The following is a 19,441-nucleotide window of genomic DNA, read 5'->3' on the forward strand; positions in this document are numbered from 1 at the left end:
CCTTTCGCGAAAGATTTGCCCATGCTTAATCCATTAAAGAATGTCGTGGTCATCGGCGACCGAATCCTTATCAAACCCATCGAATCGTCCAATAAGACGGGAAGCGGGCTTTACCTGCCTCCCAGCGTCAAGGAACACGACAGCGTTCATACGGGGCTTGTCGTGCGGGTAGGGCCGGGCTATCCGATTCCGGCGAGCCATGACGTCGATGAGCTTTTCCGCAGCGATTCCAGCGATGTGAATTACGTGCCGCTTCAAGTCAAAGAAGGCGATGAAGCTCTTTACCTGCACGCCAACAGCCATGAAATCGAAATTGACGGAGAACACTACGTCATCATTTCGCAAAACGCCGTGCTGATGGTCATGCGCCCTGAAGTGCCGTCCGATATCGAAAGTATTGAATAAAAGCGCTTAGCTGGGTGGGGAAGGCCTTCCCCTCGCTCGCGCTACGCTGCTCACTACCCCTTCGCCTAGGGGTGTCCCCCTAAAACCCCGTTTGGGCAGGAACGCAATGCGTTCCTTGCATGAGGGATGGTGACCCGGACGGGCGGAGACGCGCGAGCGCGGCTCCGTTGCTCTTGGCGGCTGTAGCTCTGCGTTCTTGTTGCGCTTGCCGCCTAGAGCAATACAGCCCGGCCCGCCGAAGGCGGGGCATGCCCAGTTGTTTATAGAATTTTTGGCACTTGAGGAAAATGAGGACTTGCGTTTTTTGAAAACTGCACAAACGTTTACTATATTTGGTGCATGACACGTTCTATTGTTGTTCGAGATGCTTGCGAGCATAATTTAAGGCATGTTGATGTGACGATTCCCCGGGACGCGATTGTCGTGGTGACGGGGGTTTCCGGGTCGGGCAAGTCGAGTCTGGCTTTTGATACGGTTTTTGAAGAAGGCCAGCGGCGTTATGTGGATTCGCTGTCGGCGTATGCGCGGCAATTTATCGGCGTGATGAAGCGGCCTGATGTGCAGTCGGTGACGGGGATTTCTCCGACGATTTCGATTGACCAGAAAACGGTGAATCGCAATCCGCGTTCGACGGTGGGGACGACGGTCGAGATTTTGGATTTTTTGCGTTTGCTTTTTGCTCGGCTCGGTGTGCCGCACTGTCCGCGTTGCGGGAAAATGATTCAGGCCCAAACGGTGGATCAAATTGTGGACGGATTGTATGCGGAATGCGCAGGCCGCCAGATGACGATTTTAGGGCCGATTGTGCAGGAACGCAAAGGCGAGTATCGCAAGGAGCTTGCGGATTTGGCGGAAAAAGGATTCGGCAGAGTTCGCGTGGATGGCGAAATTTTTCGCACAAATGAAGTCCCGCTTTTGGTGCGTTACGAAAAGCACACGATTGAAGTGGTCGTCGATAGGCTGGCCATTGAAAATCGGAATGTGTCCCGGATTCGGGAAGATTTGGAAACCGCGCTGCGTTTGACGGAAGGCAAGCGGGTCGCATTCCTTTTCGAGGACGGGGAATATCGCTTGCAGGGAACGGAACTCGCGTGCGTGGATTGCGGCATTTCGATTCCAGAGCAGGAACCGCGTCTGTTTTCTTTTAACGATACCCACGGGCAATGCCCGCACTGCAAGGGACTTGGACGGGATTATGTTTTTGCGCCGGAATTGATGGTTCCCGACGAGTCGCTTTCCATTCATGGCGGTGCATTGAAATGCCAAAAATCCGATGGAAAAATCATCTTTACGGATTTCGGTTGGCGGGAATTGGGAAAGCTTGCCAAAGCGGAAGGCTTTTCGTTGGATACGCCGTGGAAGGATTTGCCCGCACGGGCGAAGAATGCCGTGTTTTATGGTAGCGAAAAGGCTGGGCTGGAAGGAATTGTCCCGCAGATGCAGGCGCTTTGGGAACGCTGGCATATTGCCCATTTTCGCAAGTTCATGCACGAAAGCGATTGCCCTGTCTGTCACGGGACGAGGCTTTCTCCGGTGGCGAATGCGGTGACTTTTCGGGATTTGTCTATCGATCAGATGTGTCAAATGCCCGTTGAAAAATTGGAAGCGTTTTTCCGGGAGTTAAAACTTTCGCCCAAGGAAGAGCGGATTGGTCACGAGCTTTTCAAGGAAATTCGCAATCGGCTGAATTTTTTGGTGAGCGTCGGGCTAGGCTACTTGACGCTGGCACGTGGGGCAAGGACTCTTTCTGGCGGCGAGGCGCAGCGAATCCGGCTGGCGAGTGCCGTGGGCGCGGGATTGCAGGGCGTGCTTTATGTTTTGGATGAACCGAGCATCGGTTTGCACGCTCGGGACAATGAAATGCTCCTGGGCATTTTGGAACGCTTGCGTTCGCAGGGAAATAGCCTGCTGGTCGTGGAACATGACGAAGAGACGATGCGTTATGCGGACTATGTAATCGATGTAGGTCCCGAAGCCGGAGTAAACGGTGGACGGGTCGTCGCGGCGGGCACCGTAGAAGATTTGGAACGGAATCCAGAGTCTCTGACGGGCAAATATCTTTCGGGAAAATGCCAAATAGAAATTCCTCAGGAACGCAAACCGGTTACGGAGCGAACGCACTTTTTGGAAATTTTTGGCGCGGCGGAAAATAATTTGAAACACGTCGATGTGCGTATTCCTCTGGATGGCACGTTTACGGTTGTAACGGGGGTTTCGGGCTCGGGAAAAAGTTCCTTGGTCGATTCGATTTTGAAAAAGGAATTGGCGCGGATTTTTTACGGAGCGACGGATGCCCCTGGAAAGTTTGAAAGCATCGCTGGGACGGAATTTATCGATAAGGTGATTGAAATCGACCAGACGCCGATTGGCAGGACGCCCCGATCGAACCCGGCGACTTATACGGGAATTTTTGATGACATCCGCGATTTATTTGCGAAGCTTCCCGAAAGCAAAGTGCGGGGTTATACCAAAAGCCGTTTTAGTTTTAATGTCTCTGGCGGGCGTTGCGAATGTTGCGAAGGGGCGGGAGTCAAAATCGTTCAGATGCAGATTCTTCCCGATGTCGCCGTCCCATGCGACGTGTGCGGTGGCAAGCGTTTTAACGAATCGACTTTGGAAGTGCACTATAAAGGAAAGACGATTACCGATGTGTTGGAAATGTCGGTGGACGAGGCTTGCGAATTTTTCGCGGACTTGCCGAAGATTGCGGAACCGATTAAAGTTCTTCAGGAGGTCGGGCTTGGCTATTTGAAACTGGGACAGCCTTCGACGACTCTTTCTGGCGGCGAGGCGCAGCGGGTGAAAATCGCAACGGAATTGCGCAGGCCGGGAACAGGAAAAACGCTGTATCTTTTGGATGAACCGACGACGGGTTTGCATTTTGAAGATATCCGCCGATTGCTGGATTGCCTGAAACGTTTACGGAAGCTGGGCAACAGCATGCTGATTATCGAGCACAACATGGATGTCATTAAGTGTGCGGATTGGCTCATCGATTTAGGCCCGGATGCGGGCGAGCGTGGCGGTCAAATTGTCGCTGTGGGCACGCCGGAAGACGTGGCGAAAAATACGGATTCGATAACGGGAAAGTTTTTGGCGAAAGTCCTTTTCCAGAAAACGGAAACGGCAAAGGCTGTCACTCGTCAAAAAGAAGATTCGCAAAATTTGGATATTCGGATTGCCGGTGCCCGAAAACATAATTTGAAAAATTTTTCCGTGACCATTCCGCGACACCAGCTCACCGTTATTTCGGGAGTTTCGGGTTCGGGAAAATCGAGCTTGGCTTTCCACACTCTTTTCGCCGAAGGCCAGCGGCGCTTTGTGGAAACCTTGAGCACTTATGCCCGGCGCTTTTTGGGGCGTTTGGACAGAGGGAGCGTGGATTACATTCAAGGGCTTTCTCCGGCGATTGCCATCGATCAGGGATGCGCTTCCAAAAGTCCAAGGAGCACCGTTGCCACGCTGACGGAAATCTACGATTATTTTCGCATTCTTTGGGCAAGAATTGGCGACTCCCACTGCCCGCATTGCGGACGCGCTTTGGAATTTTCTCCGGTGTCTGCAATCATGGAAGAGTTTTTTTCCAAGGCCAAAAAGAAAACGGTAACGATTTTTGCTCCGATTTTTATCGCGGGTTCCCGTGGCGAATGGATGGCCTCGGATGCGCAAAAAGTGCCCCTGTTGTCGAGCAGATTGCAGGAACTCGGTTATCGCAAGCTTTGGATAGATGGGAAGGAAAAGGATTTGCCGTTAAAAGCATTGCCTTCAAAAGTACGCGAGGTTTATGCGATTGTGGATCGGGTTCCTGTTTCGGAAGCGAACGCCCCGAGATTAAACGAGGCATTGGAACGGGCGTATCACGATGGCATGAATGTTTTGGGATTCCGGATCGATTCGGGAAAGCTCGTTTTGAAATCCCTTTTTCCCGGCTGCCCGCATTGCCATTATTATTTGAAACAGGAGTTTGATCCGAAGCAGTTCAGTTTCAATACGCATTGGGGTGCTTGCGAGACCTGCTCCGGACTTGGCGTTCTTTCTTCGGGGAAAGTTTGCCCGGATTGCCATGGAGAACGCTTGAAACCCGAAATTCTGGCGGTGACTGTCGGCGAAAAAAATATCAGCCAGGCTTCAGCGCTGGGTATTCATGAAGCGCGGGAATGGTTTGCTAAACTCCGGTTGGACAAAAATCGTGAAAAAGTCGCGCGTCCGCTGCTGCGAGAAATTCTGGGCCGGCTTGCCTTTTTGGAAAATGTGGGACTTGGCTACTTGAACTTGAATCGGGCGGGAGACACTCTTTCTGGCGGTGAATCGCAGCGGATTCGCTTGGCGAGTCAGATTGGCAGCGGCTTGGAAGGCGTCATGTATGTGCTGGACGAACCGACTGTCGGTTTGCATCAGAGCGACACGAAAAAACTTTTGGATTCGTTGTATAAATTACGGGATCTGGGAAATACGCTGATTGTTGTCGAACATGATTTGGAAATGATTCGCGGGGCGGATCACTTGATTGATATGGGGCCGCAGGCGGGTGAATTTGGCGGTGAAGTGGTCGCCGAAGGTTCTCCAAAAGAACTTTCGAAAAAAAGTGCGCTCAAAAAATTTCCGCAAAGCGAAACGGTCAAGTATCTGAGCGGAAAAGTGCCAATGTCCAATCCGCCGCTTTCACCGTTGTCCGCAGATGCCGCTTTTTTGGAATTTCGGAATTTGCAAGCTCACAACCTCAAAAATATCTCGGTGCGTTTCCCCGAAAATCGGATTTCCGTGGTCTGCGGGGTTTCAGGATCGGGAAAAAGTTCCCTTGTCCTAGACGAGGTCTTGCCGCTTATGCAGGCTGCGTTCGGTCGAGGTGAACGCCGTCGTGCAGCGCGCAGTCGGGCGAGTTTTCCGGATTCCATTAAAGAGGTGCTGGCGGTGGATCAGAGCCCGATTTCGGGAACGCCCCGTTCGACGCCGGCGAGCTTTACGGATGTGCTGAACCCGATTCGCGACCTGTTTGCGAAAATGGAAATGTCCAAGATGAAAGGGTTCAAGTCGAACCGTTTCAGTTACAATTGCGGTGCCGGTCGATGCGAAGCGTGTGAAGGTCGAGGGCTGATTTCGGTGGAAATGCACTTCTTGTCGGATGTCTGGGAAGTTTGCGATGTCTGCCACGGCAAGCGCTATAATCAAGAAACCCTGGCTGTGGAATTCAAAGGCAAGAATATCGCCGACGTGCTGGATATGCGAATCGATGAAGCCTGCGAATTTTTCAAGGATGTTCCGAAGATAGTCAAGAAGTTGCAAGTCCTTTTGGATGTTGGTCTCGGGTATTTGCGATTGGGGCAATCGGTGACGACTCTTTCGGGCGGCGAAGCGCAACGGATGAAATTGGCGGCGGAACTTTCCCGCGGCAATGGAAAAAAAGGTGTGCTCTATCTTTTGGACGAACCCACGACGGGCTTGCATTTGAAGGATATCCAGATTCTGTGGAATTTGCTGCGGCGTCTTTCGGCTCGAGGAAATACGATAGTCGTCATCGAACACCATCCGGATATCATTCGCCTTTCGGATTGGGTCGTGGAACTGGGACCTTCGGGCGGCAAAGACGGCGGCTTTGTGACTTATATGGGGAGTTCGGCGGACAAAACCTGAATGATGTTCTCCTTTTGATTTGAATTTACTTAAATTAAGCATCAGGTCTATTGGAGAATCTATGCACTTAAAAATTTGGCTGGCGGCTTTTGTTTTTGCAACTCTGTCTTATGGCGGCGGACTTCACGATTATCGGTTTTCGGTTCCTAACGAACAGTTTCAAACGAATGTGAAAATCCTCAATGCCGAAAACATGTGTGTGGAGTCGGAAAAAGATTCTTCGCACATCTATGCGGAAAAATTCCGGTTTCCCCTGAACAAAGGCAAATTTTATCTGCGCTCCAAAGCGAAAGGAAATCAATACGGCTGGTATTCGGGGGGCATTAAATCGGAGTGCTATAAAAAATTGCACGCCTTCAATCTGCAGGAAAATCATTTGACTGCTTTGGAAGCGGTGCATTTGCGCTTTTATTCTTCCATGTCGAGCCGTCCATTCCAAGATGAATCGGAAATTTACTTTGACAAAAAGTATCTGTATTCTTCCCGCGTTCCCAATCTTTATTTTATGAAAAACGGGAAATGGCAAAAGTTGATACCGGCCGCTCTGACGGGAGTCGTCGTTGTAGATTCCTTGCCCGAAGGATCTTTTATTTTGATGGATTCGGAAAAATGGAAGACGCCGTTGACGATTGCTCCGGTGGATACGGGCTTGTTTTATACGACGGTTTTTGTTCCCGGTTACTATCCCTATACGGCGGGTTTGCGGGTGTCTAGCGGAAAGACTTCGCATTTGAAAACCGCCTTGATTCCCTTGGACACTCTTGTCTATCGCATTGAATCCGAAGTGACGCTGGAACGCATCCAGTTTGCGCAAAATTTGGAAGAGACGGAAGCTCTTTACGATCGTTTTATTGCCGATTTGGAAGCGGCGAAAATCGACAGGGGCGTTGCTCCGTTTGATTCGATTTACCCAAGGGCAAAGAGACCGCCTCCTGGAATGGATTCGGCGAATGTGCAATATATTGCCTATCTAAAGACGTATCAAGGCGTTCGTTCGCGTGCTCAGGCGCAGTGGCTTTCGGGCAGATTGTCGTCGATCTTGCAAATCAATAACGCTTTGCTGGCTCGTTTGGATTTTTTTCAAAAGGATACGCTCCGTTTGAATGCCGACTTAAAATCCATCGACTGGAATGATTCCGCTTTTACGTTTCGCCTTGGGGATTCTACAGGTCGAATTGATGTGGCTTTCACAGGAAAGCTACAGCCGGAAATGGATGTTCCGGCAAGCGTTTTTGCCGCAGAAGCGCAGGAACCGGGGCGCGCCCTTTTTACGCTGACTCTGCAAAATAAGCCGCTGTGGAAATACGAGGGTTCCAAAGTCAAGACTCGGCATCATTATCGCTTTACGCAGTTGAATGTTTCCTATCGAGGCAGAGTCTATACAGGTTCGGGCGAATTTATTTTGCCGCAGGATATTCAAAGGGAGCCGGAAGTGCAGGAATGGCTGCATCCGTTGCCCAAAGATACGCTGATTCCTCCAGTTCCTGAGGCTTCGGACGATACCTCTGCCGCCATCCGCGATTCGTTGGAAGAAAATGTGAGTCGAGCGGTCGCCTATATCGATTCCGGGACTTTCCGCTATAAGAACAAAATTGTTCGCATGAGTCCTTTCCGCATTCGAAAAACGGAAGTAACGGTGGGCGAATATCGGCAAGTCATGAAGGATTCGACGACGAAATTCACGTTTGCAGATAGCCTGATGCCTGCGCACAATGTAAATTGGGACAATGCCCGGAAATTCTGCTTGGCTGTTGGCGGCGATTTGCCGACCGAATCCCAATGGGAATTTGCCGCCCGTGCGGGAACGAACGAGGGGTATATCTGGCGCAATCGAAATGGCGCACTGCCTTTTGAATACGCGGTTTACCGAGCGGATGCTCCGAAGCGGGTCGCTTCCGCCAAGCCCAATGCCTGGGGACTCTACGATGTTTCCGGCAATGTGGCGGAGTGGACGCTGGATTCCTATTCCTGGTTTTCGTTTTATGTAGAAAGCGAGAATCCGACGGGTTCTTTCTTTGGCGACTCCCGCGTTTTCAAAGGCGGTTCCTGGAAAAGTCGTTCCGACGATGAGCTGGATTTGACGGATCGGGACGACGAAGATCCTAGATATTGGTCCAATGCGCTGGGATTCCGGTGCGTATTTCCTTTCGAGGAGAAAAAATGAAACGCGATCTGAAACTCTTTCAAAAACTCTGTTCCTTTCCCTTTTTGCTGATTTTTGTGGCTTTTCTGTTTCCGCTGGTGAATGTCTCCTGTTCCGAAAAAGCCATCATGCCCGAAGTTCTCGCGTCCCCCAATGTCTATGAATTGGCTTTTCCCAACAATATGGAATCCCTTTTAGAAAAGGACGTGGCCGAAAATATGGCGGATATGAAGAACAATGCCCAATTGAAAGAATTTTTGTTTCAGGATGTTCAAACGACTCCGGCAGTTCTTCCGATTATTTTTGCCGTGGCATTAGGGGCGATCTTCGCTTTCTTTACGCCTGCGGGTTCGTTGGCGATGGCTTTGGCTTCTTTTGTTTCCCTGTGGGTTTTCATTTATAATTTAGGACTGTCTTTGCAAAGGCAGCATTTGACGCTGGAACCCGCTGTCGGAGCGTATTGCATTTCCTTTCTTTTGGCGATTGCCATCGCTATGAATTTGACGGTCTTGATCAAGGGTCGTCGTCAAAAGAAAGACGAAACTTTGCCGAAATAAAATTTCAATTTGTCATTCATTTTTTCAAGGATAACGCATGGCTGAAAAATTTGTATTCTACATGAACCGCATGACCAAAACGTATGCGCCGGGCAAAACGATTCTCAAGGATATTTCGCTCAGTTTTTACTATGGTGCAAAAATCGGAATTATCGGAACGAATGGCAGCGGTAAATCGACCTTGCTTCGCATTATGGCGGGAATCGACAAAGAGTTCCAAGGAGAAGCTTGGATTGAACCGGGGCGCACGGCGGGCTATTTGCCGCAGGAACCGCAGCTGGATGCGAATTTGACGGTTAAAGAAAACGTGATGCAGGCTGTTGCCAAGAAACATGCGATTTTGGACCGTTACAATGAAATCTCGATGAAGTTCGCCGAACCGATGGACGACGACGAGATGAATAAATTGATGGAAGAGCAGGGCAAACTGCAGGACGTCATCGATGCGGAAGACTTGTGGAATCTGGAGCGGAAAATTGAAATCGCGATGGATGCGCTGAACTGCCCGCCGGGGGACTGGGGCGTCGCCAATTTGAGCGGCGGGGAAAAACGCCGGGTCGCTCTTTGTCGCTTGCTTTTGGAAGAGCCCGACTTGCTTTTGCTCGACGAACCGACGAACCACTTGGATGCGGAATCCGTCGCCTGGCTGGAACGGCATTTGCGTGAATACAAAGGCTCGGTGATTCTGGTGACTCACGACCGTTACTTCCTTGACAATGTGACCGGCTGGATTCTGGAGCTGGATCGCGGGCGTGGCATTCCTTGGCAGGGAAATTATGCGGAATGGCTGGATCAAAAGCTGGAACGGATGAAGAACGAAGAAAAGGGCGAATCGGATAGGCAGAAACGCCTTGCGCGTGAACAGGAATGGGTAAAGCAAAGCCCGAAAGCGCGTCAGGCGAAGAACAAGGCCCGTTTGAAAGCTTATGAAGATTTGCTGGCGGAAGATTCCCAGGAGCAAATCAAGGTGGCGCAGATTTACATTCCGAATGGCAAGCGTTTGGGCAATGTCGTTATTCAGGCGGAGAATTTGCGCAAGGCCTATAACGATAAACTTTTGTTCGACAATCTGTCGTTCACGTTGCCGCGTTCTGGAATTGTGGGAATTATCGGGCCGAACGGTGCCGGTAAAACGACTCTTTTCAAAATGATTACGGGTCAGGAAACTCCCGATGCGGGAACGATTAAAATCGGCGATACGGTCGAAATGATTACGATGGAACAGGGACGGGAAAGTCTGGATGATTCGAAAACGGTTTTTGAAACGATTTCCGGCGGCAAGGAAGAAATTTTGTTGGGCGAACGCAAAATGAATGCGCGCGCCTACTGCGGACTTTTCAATTTTACCGGTTCGGATCAGCAGAAAAAACTCTCCGTCCTTTCTGGTGGCGAAAGGAATCGGGTGCTGATGGCGAAAAATTTGCAACGTCCAGGCAATCTGCTTTTCCTCGATGAACCGACCAATGATTTGGACATCGAAACCTTGCAGGCTTTGGAACAGGCGATTCTGCGCTTTGCGGGCTGTGCCGTTATCATTTCGCACGACCGCTGGTTTTTGGATCGTGTGGCGACGCACATTCTCGCTTACGAAGGCGATTCAAAGGTCGTCTGGTTTGAAGGCAACTGGAGCGAATACGAAGCGGATTACAGAAAGCGGATGGGCGACGATGCCGACACGCCGAAGCGGTTCAAATACAAGACCTTGACGCGGGAATAATTTTTTAAACGGCGAAAAGTTCAAAACAGTCACGGGCTGCTTGGCAATTGTCGAGCGCCCGTTTGTTTACAGGAACAAAATTTTTATGCAAAAATCCGAAGCACTGGAATATTGGAAAAAAATCGTCTGCTATGAAATTTACCCGAGCAGTTTTCAGGATGCAAACGGAGACGGCTTTGGCGATTTGAAAGGAATTGCGAACCGTCTGGATTATCTGGAATCGCTGGGCGTCGGCTGCATTTGGATGACGCCTGTCTATGCGTCTCCCATGCGGGACAACGGCTATGACGTTTCGGATTTTTATAAAATCAACCCGCAGTATGGAACGATGGAAGATATGGATGAACTCTTGGCGAAAGCGCGGGAGCATCATATCGTCGTGATGATGGACTTGGTGTTCAATCACGTTTCCAAAGAGCATCCTTGGTTTTTGGAATCCCAAAAAAGCAGGGACAATTCCAAAAGCGACTGGTTTATTTGGAAAGATCCCAAGCCGGATGGTTCGCCTCCCAATAATTGGCGCGGAATTTTCGGCGGCTCGGCGTGGACTTGGAATGCCCCACGCGGGCAATATTATTTGCATACCTTTGGCGACTTTCAGCCCGATTTGAACTGGGAAAATCCGGAAGTGCGAAAGGCTCTTTACGATATCGCCAATTTTTGGATTGGGAAGGGAGTGGGAGCTTTTCGGATTGACGCCATCGTTTACATCAAAAAGCCGAAGGATTTTGCGGATGGCAAGCCCGATGCTTCGGACGGCATGGTGCTGATTCACGACATGACAGCAAATACGGACGGCATTCTGGACTTTTTGCGGGAATTTAAAACGAATGTCTGGAAAAATAAAAACGTGTTTACGGTTGCGGAAGCGAATGGGATTCGCCCGGAAGAGTTGAAAAATTGGGTTGGCGAGAACGGCGTTTTTGACATGCTGTTTGAATTTAATCATTTGCAAGGCGGCGATATTTGGTTTAAAGCGAAGAAACTTTCAATGCTGGATATCAAAATGGCAATTGTTCGCAGCCAGATGGCAACGGCAGAAAACGGCTGGTATCCGATTTTTTGGGAAAATCACGATAAACCGAGATCCATCAGCGCGAACTTTTCGAATGCGGCAGATCCCGTGCTGGCGGGGAAAGCGCTTTTGACTCTTTTGTTGACTTTGCGTGGAACGCCATTTGTCTATCAGGGCGAAGAAATCGGCATGACAAATGTGAATTGGGATTCCATCGATGCGTATAATGAATTGAATTCCCGCAGCCAGTATGAACTGGCGCGCCGAGAAGGTTTTGGTGCAGACGAGGCTATCCGTTTTGTGCAGGCGTTTAGTCGTGACAATGCCAGAACGCCCATGCAGTGGAACTCTTCAGCAAATGCCGGTTTTACTTGTGGAAAGCCTTGGTTGGCTTTGAATGAAAATTATCCGCAGATCAATGTGCAAAAAGAAGAAGGGGATCCCGAATCGGTTTTGGCCTGGTTCCGCAGGTTGTCCAAATTTCGAGAGAAAAGCGAAGTGCTTTTGAATGGCGATTTTCAAATTCTCCTTGCGGATGACGAACGGATTTTTGCATACAAACGCACTTTCCGGGGGAAATCGCTAACGATACTGGTGAATTTTTCGGAAGCGGACGCTTTTTACGACAAAAGCTTGCTGGGCGATGCAACGCTTCTTTTTTCCAATTACGGCGATGCCAAAAAATCGCATTTGCGTCCTCTGGAAGCAAATATATTTTCTGCGGACGGCTGATTTCGACAACCCGAATTTTTGAATTTTCGGTTTTTGTCGCCGGCTATTAAAATGCCTGAGAAAGGTCGAAATTGATTCGTTGGAAAGCGAAGGATTCCGGGTTCCAGTCGTTGAAATCTTTTTTGAACGTATAATCCAGACGGATGGTCAGGAATTGCCATTTGTAGCGAATGCCCGTGCCGAATGCCGCTTGAGATCTTCCTTTGTAAACGCCGGATTCCTTGTCGCTGACGTAAGCCCAATCGTAAAATTCGACGAGCTGCCAGTTTTTGGACCACTCGAATGGGGAATTGATGCGAAGTTCCGCATTGGCGCGAACGTATTGTGGAGTCAGACCCGTGTTGATGATTTCTTCGCCTTCTTCATCGATGCTGGTGTAGCTGGGATAAATGCTGCGAAAACGGTAGCCGCGGACGGTTCGCGATCCGCCTTGATAAAAAATGCGGGCGTCGTCTTCCATCGCTTTGTCGAAGAATTTGCCGTAGCTGACGCTGAATGCCGAAAGAAACGGACCGAATAGAGGCAAGTAACCGATTCCTGTGATTTCTCCGTATGTATAAGGGTTCCCTTCCATTTTGGGGTCGCGGATGTTCCCCGTAAAGTTTGCCCCCATGCCGAGTTTTGGCAAAGCGCGTACGCCTTTTGTCGGGTTGAAGTAATCGTCGGTGAAATCGAAAGAGAGTGCTGTTTCGCCTTTGATTTTGAAAAGTCGAAGATCGTTTTTTTGAACAAATCGCGTGTCCAAAGTCGCTCGGAATCGGATGCTTCGGGCGAGTCCAAAAGTCAGGTCTCCCCGGTTGATGATTTCGTAGCGTTCTTCTAGGCTGTCCGGATATGCTGGCGGTGATGTTTTTTCGTGGTTGAAACTGATATGGTCGTCAAAACGGATGGCGGTCGGAATAAAGCTGAAACGGGTGCCGAATAAAAGTGGATTGGCGTAGCCCAATGTCAGTTCCTGCTTGTTCTGGGCAACAAGAATGCTGGCGGATCCTTCGTGAAAATGCCCGCCCAGATTTTTGTGCTTTACCATGGCGGAGGCCCCGAATCCGTAAACCTCTTCAAAGAACACCGAGTAACGTGCTTCTCCGGGAATCCTTTCGACTGCGCTGAATCGAATGTCGGAAAGGCTGTCGCTGCGGGGGGCGTCCTCTAAATGGATTTGGGAAAAAATCTGCGTGGATAGTAATTTGTTTCGGAACGAAGTGTAGGTTTTCCCGTTGATGACTTCGCCTTTGGGAATGCGCCAAAGCCGGTTGAGCCAAGCCGTGTCGGAAAGTCCCTGCCTGTCGGTGGTATCCAGGTTTGCAATGCGGGCGGGTTTTTGTGTGCTGCTGGTAAAATCTCCCATGCGGACTTTTGTGCCGGGTTCCACATAGATTTCCACGTTTACCTGGTGATGAAGAGTGTCCAAAAATTCCAGATAGTCCGCCCGGACATGAAGATAACCGTTTTCGCGATAAAGAACTTGGATTTGCAAGACGTCATCGGCAACAACAGAAGGGTCGTAATGGGCGCCAGTCCGGAATTTCAAACCTTTCAGCGCAACGCTATCCGCAAAGGAATCTCGGTCGATTTTGATTTCATTAAATGTGTAGCGTTCGCCTTCTTGAATGAGAAAACGGTACAGGGTGTAAGGAACGGAATCCTGCTCGTCGGTTTGATTTCGCAAGACTTCCAATTTGGTTGTAAAACTAAAGTAGCCGGCGGAAAAATACAGGAGTTCCAAATTGGTTCTTGCCACCTGCATCAAAAAGTCCTGGCGAATCGTATCGACAATGCCAAACTCTTCGGGAATATCCAGTTCCACGGCGAGTTGCTCGTCGGCATAAAGCTCGTTGCCGATAAAGGAAACTTTCCACGCATTTTTAGGAGGATTCTGAACGGAGGAATCCGCAGGAATCTCTTTTGCTAAAACCATTCCGGTCAAAAAAACAAGAGCGAGAAACAGTTTTTGCAACATCATTTCTTTTCCTTGTTTTCTGCGCATTTCCCCAGCCCAAAGAAGCAGGGAGACCAGAATGTGTAGCTGTAATTAAAACCGATGTTTTTTTCCAAACGGCTTTCGTCTTCGGTGGTCGTCGTGATGTAATTCTTTTGGACAAGGCTAGCGCCAAAGTCCAGTTGCGGATTGTAGTGCTCCGGATTGTTTGTTTTGTCGGCTTCGGAAAAGGCGGGAATGATGTATGTGATGCCGGCTTCCAAAGCGCGATCGTAAGTCGGCGTTTCGCTCTGATCCTGCTTGTATCCAAAAATCAGGCTCAAGTCCTTGACCCAGCGATCTAGGGAAATGGGAATCGTCAAGTAGCTGGAATCTTTTTCCGAAAGGGCTTCGTCATCGAAGAATTTCAATTTCATGTCGATATCGCCAACGTATTCTCCGCCGAGGGTTTTGTTTGCTGTCGAAGAGAGAACGCTGCCGATCAGTTTTCCCGCCACTTTGTTCTTGTCAATGGAAGAGTTTTCGCCTTCGGAAATGCAGCCCAAAAGAACGCTGTAGTAAAGGGAAGCAGGAGAGTCGTCGGTGTTGCAGTTGGCGCTGGGCATCGGCTTGGGCGCAATCAGGGTGCCGAGAATGTCCAAGTGGACAGGGCAAGTTTCGTTGTCGTCGCGGTTGTTGCTGGTTTGGCAATAAGGCAACTCTTGAACGCTGGAAATGTTAATCGTTCCGCGCTTCCAGGGAACGTCCTGAAAAGAGATGGCGAAAGATTCCAAATTGAATCGGAAAAGGTCTTTAAGACCGATGGAGCCGTTTCCGGAATTGTTGATGTCTCCGCGGAAAAGCGGATGGTCTGAATTGCCGAGGATCCAAAGATCGACGGTAAGGGGAAATGAAGCCAGGTTGGTCAAGATGGCGACGGTATCTCGCTGCGAATCGCTGATGTGAACGGAAATGTTGAGAGGTCTGGATTTTGCTGCCGTTTTTTTGACGGGAGGCTTTGTTCTTCGGATTTTGGTAAAAAAGCTGGACAGGGTCGCCGAAATTTTGCTGATACTGCCGAAACCCAGATCCACCGAAAAAGTATTCTTGTAAACGGCTCTGTTCAAACGGATATTACCCTCCAAAGTCGGGTTTGCAAAGCTCCCGTTTTCCGCATGGGGCAAATGGAGAGTGGCGTTCCCGTGAGCTAGGGCATCGGCTTCTCCCCATTCGGGCTTATTTAATTTATATGTAACGCTGTCCAGTTGAAGAGCCAATTTAAATTCCCTGTCGTCGTCTTCTAGAGTGCCGCGGACGCTGTTGAGTTGAATCCGGTGAATTTGATTCCACAGGATGGAAAATTTATCGGTTCCCAATTGGACGTTTTGCAGCTTTTTGTTTTTTAAATCATAGGAGGCTTCCGCCTGGATAAATTCCCCTTTGTTGTTGGTGAGTTTCGCCGTTGGAATGTGGAATACGCCGTTTTCAAACGTTCCGGAAAATGAAACCGGCAAAATGGGAAATCCGCGTTTGGTATCGATGGCGGTGGAGTCCGAATGAAAGGAGAGACGCAGGCTGTCGATAAAGGAATGAAGGTCTCCCGAAGCGTCGGCCTTGAAGTCGGTATAGACAATTTCCCCCATTCCTTGCGGCAAGAACCAGGAGCCGGAAACCTGCGCATTTCCTTTCCAACGATAGGTGGAGTCGAGAGTTCCGTCCAGCCAAGCGGTCCCGCCAACGGGAGTCATAAAATAAGCGAACAGATGGCGATGGGGTTCCAAAAGCCCATTGATGTCGATTTGCAGATCTCCGTTCCACGCTTGATTGCCCGCTTTGACTTTTCCCGAAATCTGCATTTTTTCTTTTTCGGCAAAGACGTTCAATTTGGAAATGGAAAAAAATTCGGGATCGACATCTTTGAGGGCGAGGTCGCTGAAGGCGAGCGAACCTTGGATTCCAGAACCTTTTCTAAAAGAAACGTTTCCGCTAAAGACCCCTGTAGAAAGCGGGGAACCTTTGTAGGCTTCCAGCAAAAGCGGAATATCGAATTTTTCCGTAGAAGCCCATGCTTCTATGATCTGCATGTCGTCAAAAAAATTGGCAGTGCTGTCGAAATGCAGCAGGGAAAGTCCTTCCATTAAAATGGAGTTGGTTTTGGTTGAAATGATGGCGGAATCCAGCGAAAGCGAATCTATTGTATTGTGGATTTTAAAGTGCCCGCGCAATGGAATCTGGAGGATTTCCGTTTCCACTTCGGCGTCAAGGTTTCCGTTCCAATCCGAAAAATTTTGGGCGAATGTCGCTGTCACAATGCCGTCGAATCCGCGCAAGAGGGAAGAATCGGCAAAAGGAATGGTCGAAAGGCGAACCCGGTGCGCTTCGCTCTTCAAGTCTAAATCAAAATCGATAAACGCTTTGGCGAATCCGCTGTCGGATTGGTGCACTTCCCACGAGGTATGCGGAATGGAATCGTGCCATTTGACATCTCCCGTAAAAGAGAATTTTTCCTTTGGCGTTCTTATATGGCCGTTTACAAAGTCGATGCCGTTTTTGTTTAGAACAAGAGTTGTAAACAGGGAATCCGCAGTCATATTGTAGGCGTATTCGACCGGAGCGATAGAAACGTCTGCGCGCATGGTGCCGTTCTGAAAATTTCCTTTTACTTGGGGACGGGAACCCAATCGCAAATGCTTGCCGCTCCATCTTGTCGCCCAAGCCTCGTTTGGGGAAATGTCTCCGGTAAAATCGATGTTGAATTTTTTGTTTTTGGCGAGTCCGGAAATGTCGGCTTTCACTTCGGAACCGGATTCTGTTTTGACGACCGCTTTTAAAGAGTTGGCAGAAGACTTGGTCGCGTGGACGGTACAGTTCAGCGGCTGGAATCGGGGGCCGAATCGGGACTCGATGCCGGAAATTTTGATGTCGGCGGATCCCATCAGATTCTTATCGACTTTTCCTTGCAGGGCGATGATTTGCCCCGGTTTCTTCCCGCTCAATTTCCCGTTGATTTGAAAAACCATTTTTTCGTTGCTCTGGAGGTTCAGGTCGAGAGCCAAGGCGGGCAATGGCCAAAGCGCACCAAGATTCGTTTGGATTCGGGCGTTGTAAGAAAATTTCTTTTTTTCGATGTCCGCATTGTATGCGGTATGGAGCCGAATATTTTTGATGGAAATTTGCTTGGGAATTCTGTTTGGAACCAGCAATGCGGGATTTTGGATTTGAGCGTCCGCAGTTCCGGAAATACGCGTAGGCGCATTTCTTGGACAGTGGAGTGCCAAAGACAAAGTGTCGTTGTCCTCTGTCTGGATTTTGACATTTGCCGAAAGAAAATCCCCTTGCCAGGAGGCGTCCAATGTTCCCGATGTTTTTCTTTCGATGAATTTCCCTTGGGCGTTTTGAAAGGAAAGACGGGCTTCTTTTTCGTTCAGGGATTGGATTTCAAAGGAGTCGGCGGACCAGTTTCCCATATTTTTTACCGAAACCTGCAAGTGGGATATGCGGGTTTGGACGTTCAGTGGAATGCGAAAATCCGGAATCTGCACCGTCATTTTTGAAGAGTCGCTTTGGGGGAGCTTTTCCGGATCGATTTCCATGCGGACCGTATCGGTTTGGATCCGGATAAAGTCCTCGCCGGGAGAGAGCAGCAGGTGCGCATTTAAATCGGGATTTTGGAGAACGACGTCAAACCCTGCTCCTTTGACTGCGATGGAATCCCAGCGGTGCGAAAGAAATCCTTGTGACGAATGCCCCTGAAAATGCACTTCGACACTCCCGTATGTGTGGGAGGTATTCAGGTAATTGTTCAAAAAACGATAACCCAACCAGACTAAAGCCACAAGGCAGCCTACGAACACGGCGAAGATACCGATGGCAACAGCGGGTTTTAACCGTCTCACAGGTTGCAATATAGCTAGAAATCTATATATATTGGAGGCATGGTTGAAATTCGTTCCATCCGTTTGGAAATTTCTGCGGACGAGGATTTTGCTCCCGTTTTGGAAAATTCCGTTGCTGATTTTGCGAGCTCGCTGGATTTAGGCGAACCGTCTTTGGCGCGCATGAAAGAAGATTGTTATCGGCTTTTCAAAAAGAATGCAGACCGGGAAAGCGTGCAGTTGAACTTCTGCTTTGACGAAAAAGGGCGGACAGGTGTTTTCTCCGTATGAGTCCGATTCAAATCCAAAATCTCGATGAAGAACCCGAAGTATTCGTGCTGAAGTTGCAGGGCGATATTGGGTTGGACTTGGTTCCGCAGATGACCGCCGCCATGGATCGCCATTTTGCAGCGGGAGCTTTACATTGGGCGGTGGATCTTTCGGATGTGTCTTTTTTGGGTTCGCCGGCTGTTGGGGCGATTATGGGCCTTCGTTCCCGGGTTATTCGTCAGCAGGGCAGCGTTTCGCTTTTTTCCGCCCATGCGGAGTTGAAAGAAAAACTGAATTTGATGGGCGTCGATTTGGCAATTCCGGCGTTTAAAGATTGGCATAGTTTTTTGGAATATTTTCGCTGGGAATATCGCGGGGCGTCAAAATTTGTCGATTTGACATTGCCGGCGAAAGCCTGCATGGTGCCTCCGATGCGCCGCTTTATCGGCGGGCTTTTGTTGAGCAAGGGCTACGGGGAAAAGGACGTTTTTGTGATGGAATCCCTTGCCGATGAACTGGCAAATAATGCTATAGAACATGGGAAACCGCCCAACGGCATATTTCAGATGCATTTAAAGTTTGACAAGAAAAAAATGGAATTGAAGGTTGCCAACGATTGCGCGCCTCTTTCCGACGAAGCGCAGCGGGAGCTGGTTGAAAAATATGAACATCCGAAAATGACTCCGGGATCTTTGCGCGGTCGAGGAATCGTCCTTGTCAAAAAATTATCGAACCAGATGTCTTATTCTGTAAAACCGCAGCGGGTTGAAGTTGCGGTTGTTAGAATGCGAGAGGAAAAATGAACGAAAATCCAGAAATTTTAACCATCGAACAGATTGAAAATTATCCGGCGGCTCGTCTTTTGCGATTTGTCGGCGACTTGGATTCCACCAATGCCGAGGCAACATCGAATCGGATTCTCGCCCTGCTGAACGATAATGTGAAAACGCTGGTCGCCGATTTTGCCAAGTTGCGCTATATCAACAGTACGGGACTTGGTGCCCTCCTTTTTGTCAATAAGAAGGTAAAAGAAATCGGCGGCGTTTTTAAAGTGGCGAATGGAAATGAAAACGTTTTGGAAATCATTGAAATCATCGGTGCCGACCAACTGCTCGAAATCTATGCTTCTTTAGAAGACGCATTGCGGACGTTGAATTAGGATTTTATTTGCAAGGAAA

General features: G+C 49.3%; 11 protein-coding genes. 9 read left to right on the forward strand and 2 right to left on the reverse strand.

From position 1 onward, the window contains the following. The first annotated feature begins 21 nt into the window (after positions 1 to 21). From B5D40_RS00755 to B5D40_RS00780, 6 genes are all read left to right on the forward strand, one after another. Positions 22 to 405, forward strand: coding sequence for a co-chaperone GroES (locus B5D40_RS00755; protein ID WP_078775349.1), 384 nt, complete (start codon positions 22 to 24; stop codon positions 403 to 405). 339 nt (positions 406 to 744) lie between these two features. Beyond that, the gene (uvrA, locus tag B5D40_RS00760) at positions 745 to 6,036 is read left to right on the forward strand and encodes an excinuclease ABC subunit UvrA (RefSeq protein WP_078775350.1); all 5,292 of its coding nucleotides are present in this window, start codon (positions 745 to 747) and stop codon (positions 6,034 to 6,036) included. 61 nt (positions 6,037 to 6,097) lie between these two features. Beyond that, positions 6,098 to 8,200 carry an SUMF1/EgtB/PvdO family nonheme iron enzyme gene (locus tag B5D40_RS00765; protein WP_078775351.1) on the forward strand — a complete coding sequence of 701 codons (2,103 nt, stop codon included), beginning with the start codon at positions 6,098 to 6,100 and terminating at the stop codon, positions 8,198 to 8,200. Next, a complete protein-coding gene (locus B5D40_RS00770) occupies positions 8,197 to 8,736 on the forward strand; it encodes a hypothetical protein (protein WP_073303860.1) in 540 nt (179 codons plus the stop codon). Before B5D40_RS00765 ends, B5D40_RS00770 begins: the two co-directional genes overlap by 4 nt. Before the next feature lie 37 nt (positions 8,737 to 8,773). After that, entirely contained in the window at positions 8,774 to 10,453 is a 1,680-nt protein-coding gene (ettA, locus tag B5D40_RS00775) for an energy-dependent translational throttle protein EttA (protein ID WP_078775352.1), read from the forward strand. An 85-nt stretch (positions 10,454 to 10,538) separates the two neighbouring features. Beyond that, positions 10,539 to 12,200, forward strand: a complete 1,662-nt coding sequence (locus B5D40_RS00780; protein ID WP_078775353.1) for a glycoside hydrolase family 13 protein — start codon at positions 10,539 to 10,541, stop codon at positions 12,198 to 12,200. A 46-nt stretch (positions 12,201 to 12,246) separates the two neighbouring features. Here B5D40_RS00780 and B5D40_RS00785 read toward each other — a convergent pair whose 3' ends face one another. Next, on the reverse strand, positions 12,247 to 14,163 hold the full coding sequence (locus tag B5D40_RS00785) for a BamA/TamA family outer membrane protein (RefSeq protein WP_078775415.1): 1,917 nt from the start codon (positions 14,161 to 14,163) through the stop codon (positions 12,247 to 12,249). Continuing rightward, positions 14,160 to 18,014, reverse strand: a complete 3,855-nt coding sequence (locus B5D40_RS00790; protein ID WP_143394419.1) for a translocation/assembly module TamB domain-containing protein — start codon at positions 18,012 to 18,014, stop codon at positions 14,160 to 14,162. Before B5D40_RS00790 ends, B5D40_RS00785 begins: the two co-directional genes overlap by 4 nt. Before the next feature lie 39 nt (positions 18,015 to 18,053). On the opposite strand from B5D40_RS00790, the gene B5D40_RS00795 reads away from it, so the two are divergent. From B5D40_RS00795 to B5D40_RS00805, 3 genes are read left to right on the forward strand one after another with little or no spacing between them, the layout of a single operon-like run. Further along, positions 18,054 to 18,284: a hypothetical protein gene (locus B5D40_RS00795; RefSeq protein WP_078775355.1), complete on the forward strand. Its 231-nt coding sequence runs from the start codon at positions 18,054 to 18,056 to the stop codon at positions 18,282 to 18,284. After that, positions 18,281 to 19,066 carry an ATP-binding protein gene (locus tag B5D40_RS00800; RefSeq protein ID WP_078775356.1) on the forward strand — a complete coding sequence of 262 codons (786 nt, stop codon included), beginning with the start codon at positions 18,281 to 18,283 and terminating at the stop codon, positions 19,064 to 19,066. Before B5D40_RS00795 ends, B5D40_RS00800 begins: the two co-directional genes overlap by 4 nt. After that, on the forward strand, positions 19,063 to 19,422 hold the full coding sequence (locus B5D40_RS00805) for an STAS domain-containing protein (RefSeq protein ID WP_073303877.1): 360 nt from the start codon (positions 19,063 to 19,065) through the stop codon (positions 19,420 to 19,422). The genes B5D40_RS00800 and B5D40_RS00805 overlap by 4 nt, the downstream gene beginning before the upstream one ends. The last annotated feature ends 19 nt before the right edge of the window (positions 19,423 to 19,441 follow it).

The sequence above is a fragment of the Fibrobacter intestinalis genome (assembly GCF_900167415.1).
Taxonomy (GTDB): Bacteria; Fibrobacterota; Fibrobacteria; order Fibrobacterales; family Fibrobacteraceae; genus Hallerella; species Hallerella intestinalis.

Coding starts and splice junctions, on each gene's coding strand:
- B5D40_RS00755 (WP_078775349.1), top strand. CDS start 22: ATGCTTAATCCATTAAAGAATGTCGTGGTCATCGGCGACCGAATCCTT.
- uvrA (WP_078775350.1), top strand. CDS start 745: ATGACACGTTCTATTGTTGTTCGAGATGCTTGCGAGCATAATTTAAGG.
- B5D40_RS00765 (WP_078775351.1), top strand. CDS start 6,098: ATGCACTTAAAAATTTGGCTGGCGGCTTTTGTTTTTGCAACTCTGTCT.
- B5D40_RS00770 (WP_073303860.1), top strand. CDS start 8,197: ATGAAACGCGATCTGAAACTCTTTCAAAAACTCTGTTCCTTTCCCTTT.
- ettA (WP_078775352.1), top strand. CDS start 8,774: ATGGCTGAAAAATTTGTATTCTACATGAACCGCATGACCAAAACGTAT.
- B5D40_RS00780 (WP_078775353.1), top strand. CDS start 10,539: ATGCAAAAATCCGAAGCACTGGAATATTGGAAAAAAATCGTCTGCTAT.
- B5D40_RS00785 (WP_078775415.1), bottom strand. CDS start 14,163: ATGATGTTGCAAAAACTGTTTCTCGCTCTTGTTTTTTTGACCGGAATG.
- B5D40_RS00795 (WP_078775355.1), top strand. CDS start 18,054: ATGGTTGAAATTCGTTCCATCCGTTTGGAAATTTCTGCGGACGAGGAT.
- B5D40_RS00800 (WP_078775356.1), top strand. CDS start 18,281: ATGAGTCCGATTCAAATCCAAAATCTCGATGAAGAACCCGAAGTATTC.
- B5D40_RS00805 (WP_073303877.1), top strand. CDS start 19,063: ATGAACGAAAATCCAGAAATTTTAACCATCGAACAGATTGAAAATTAT.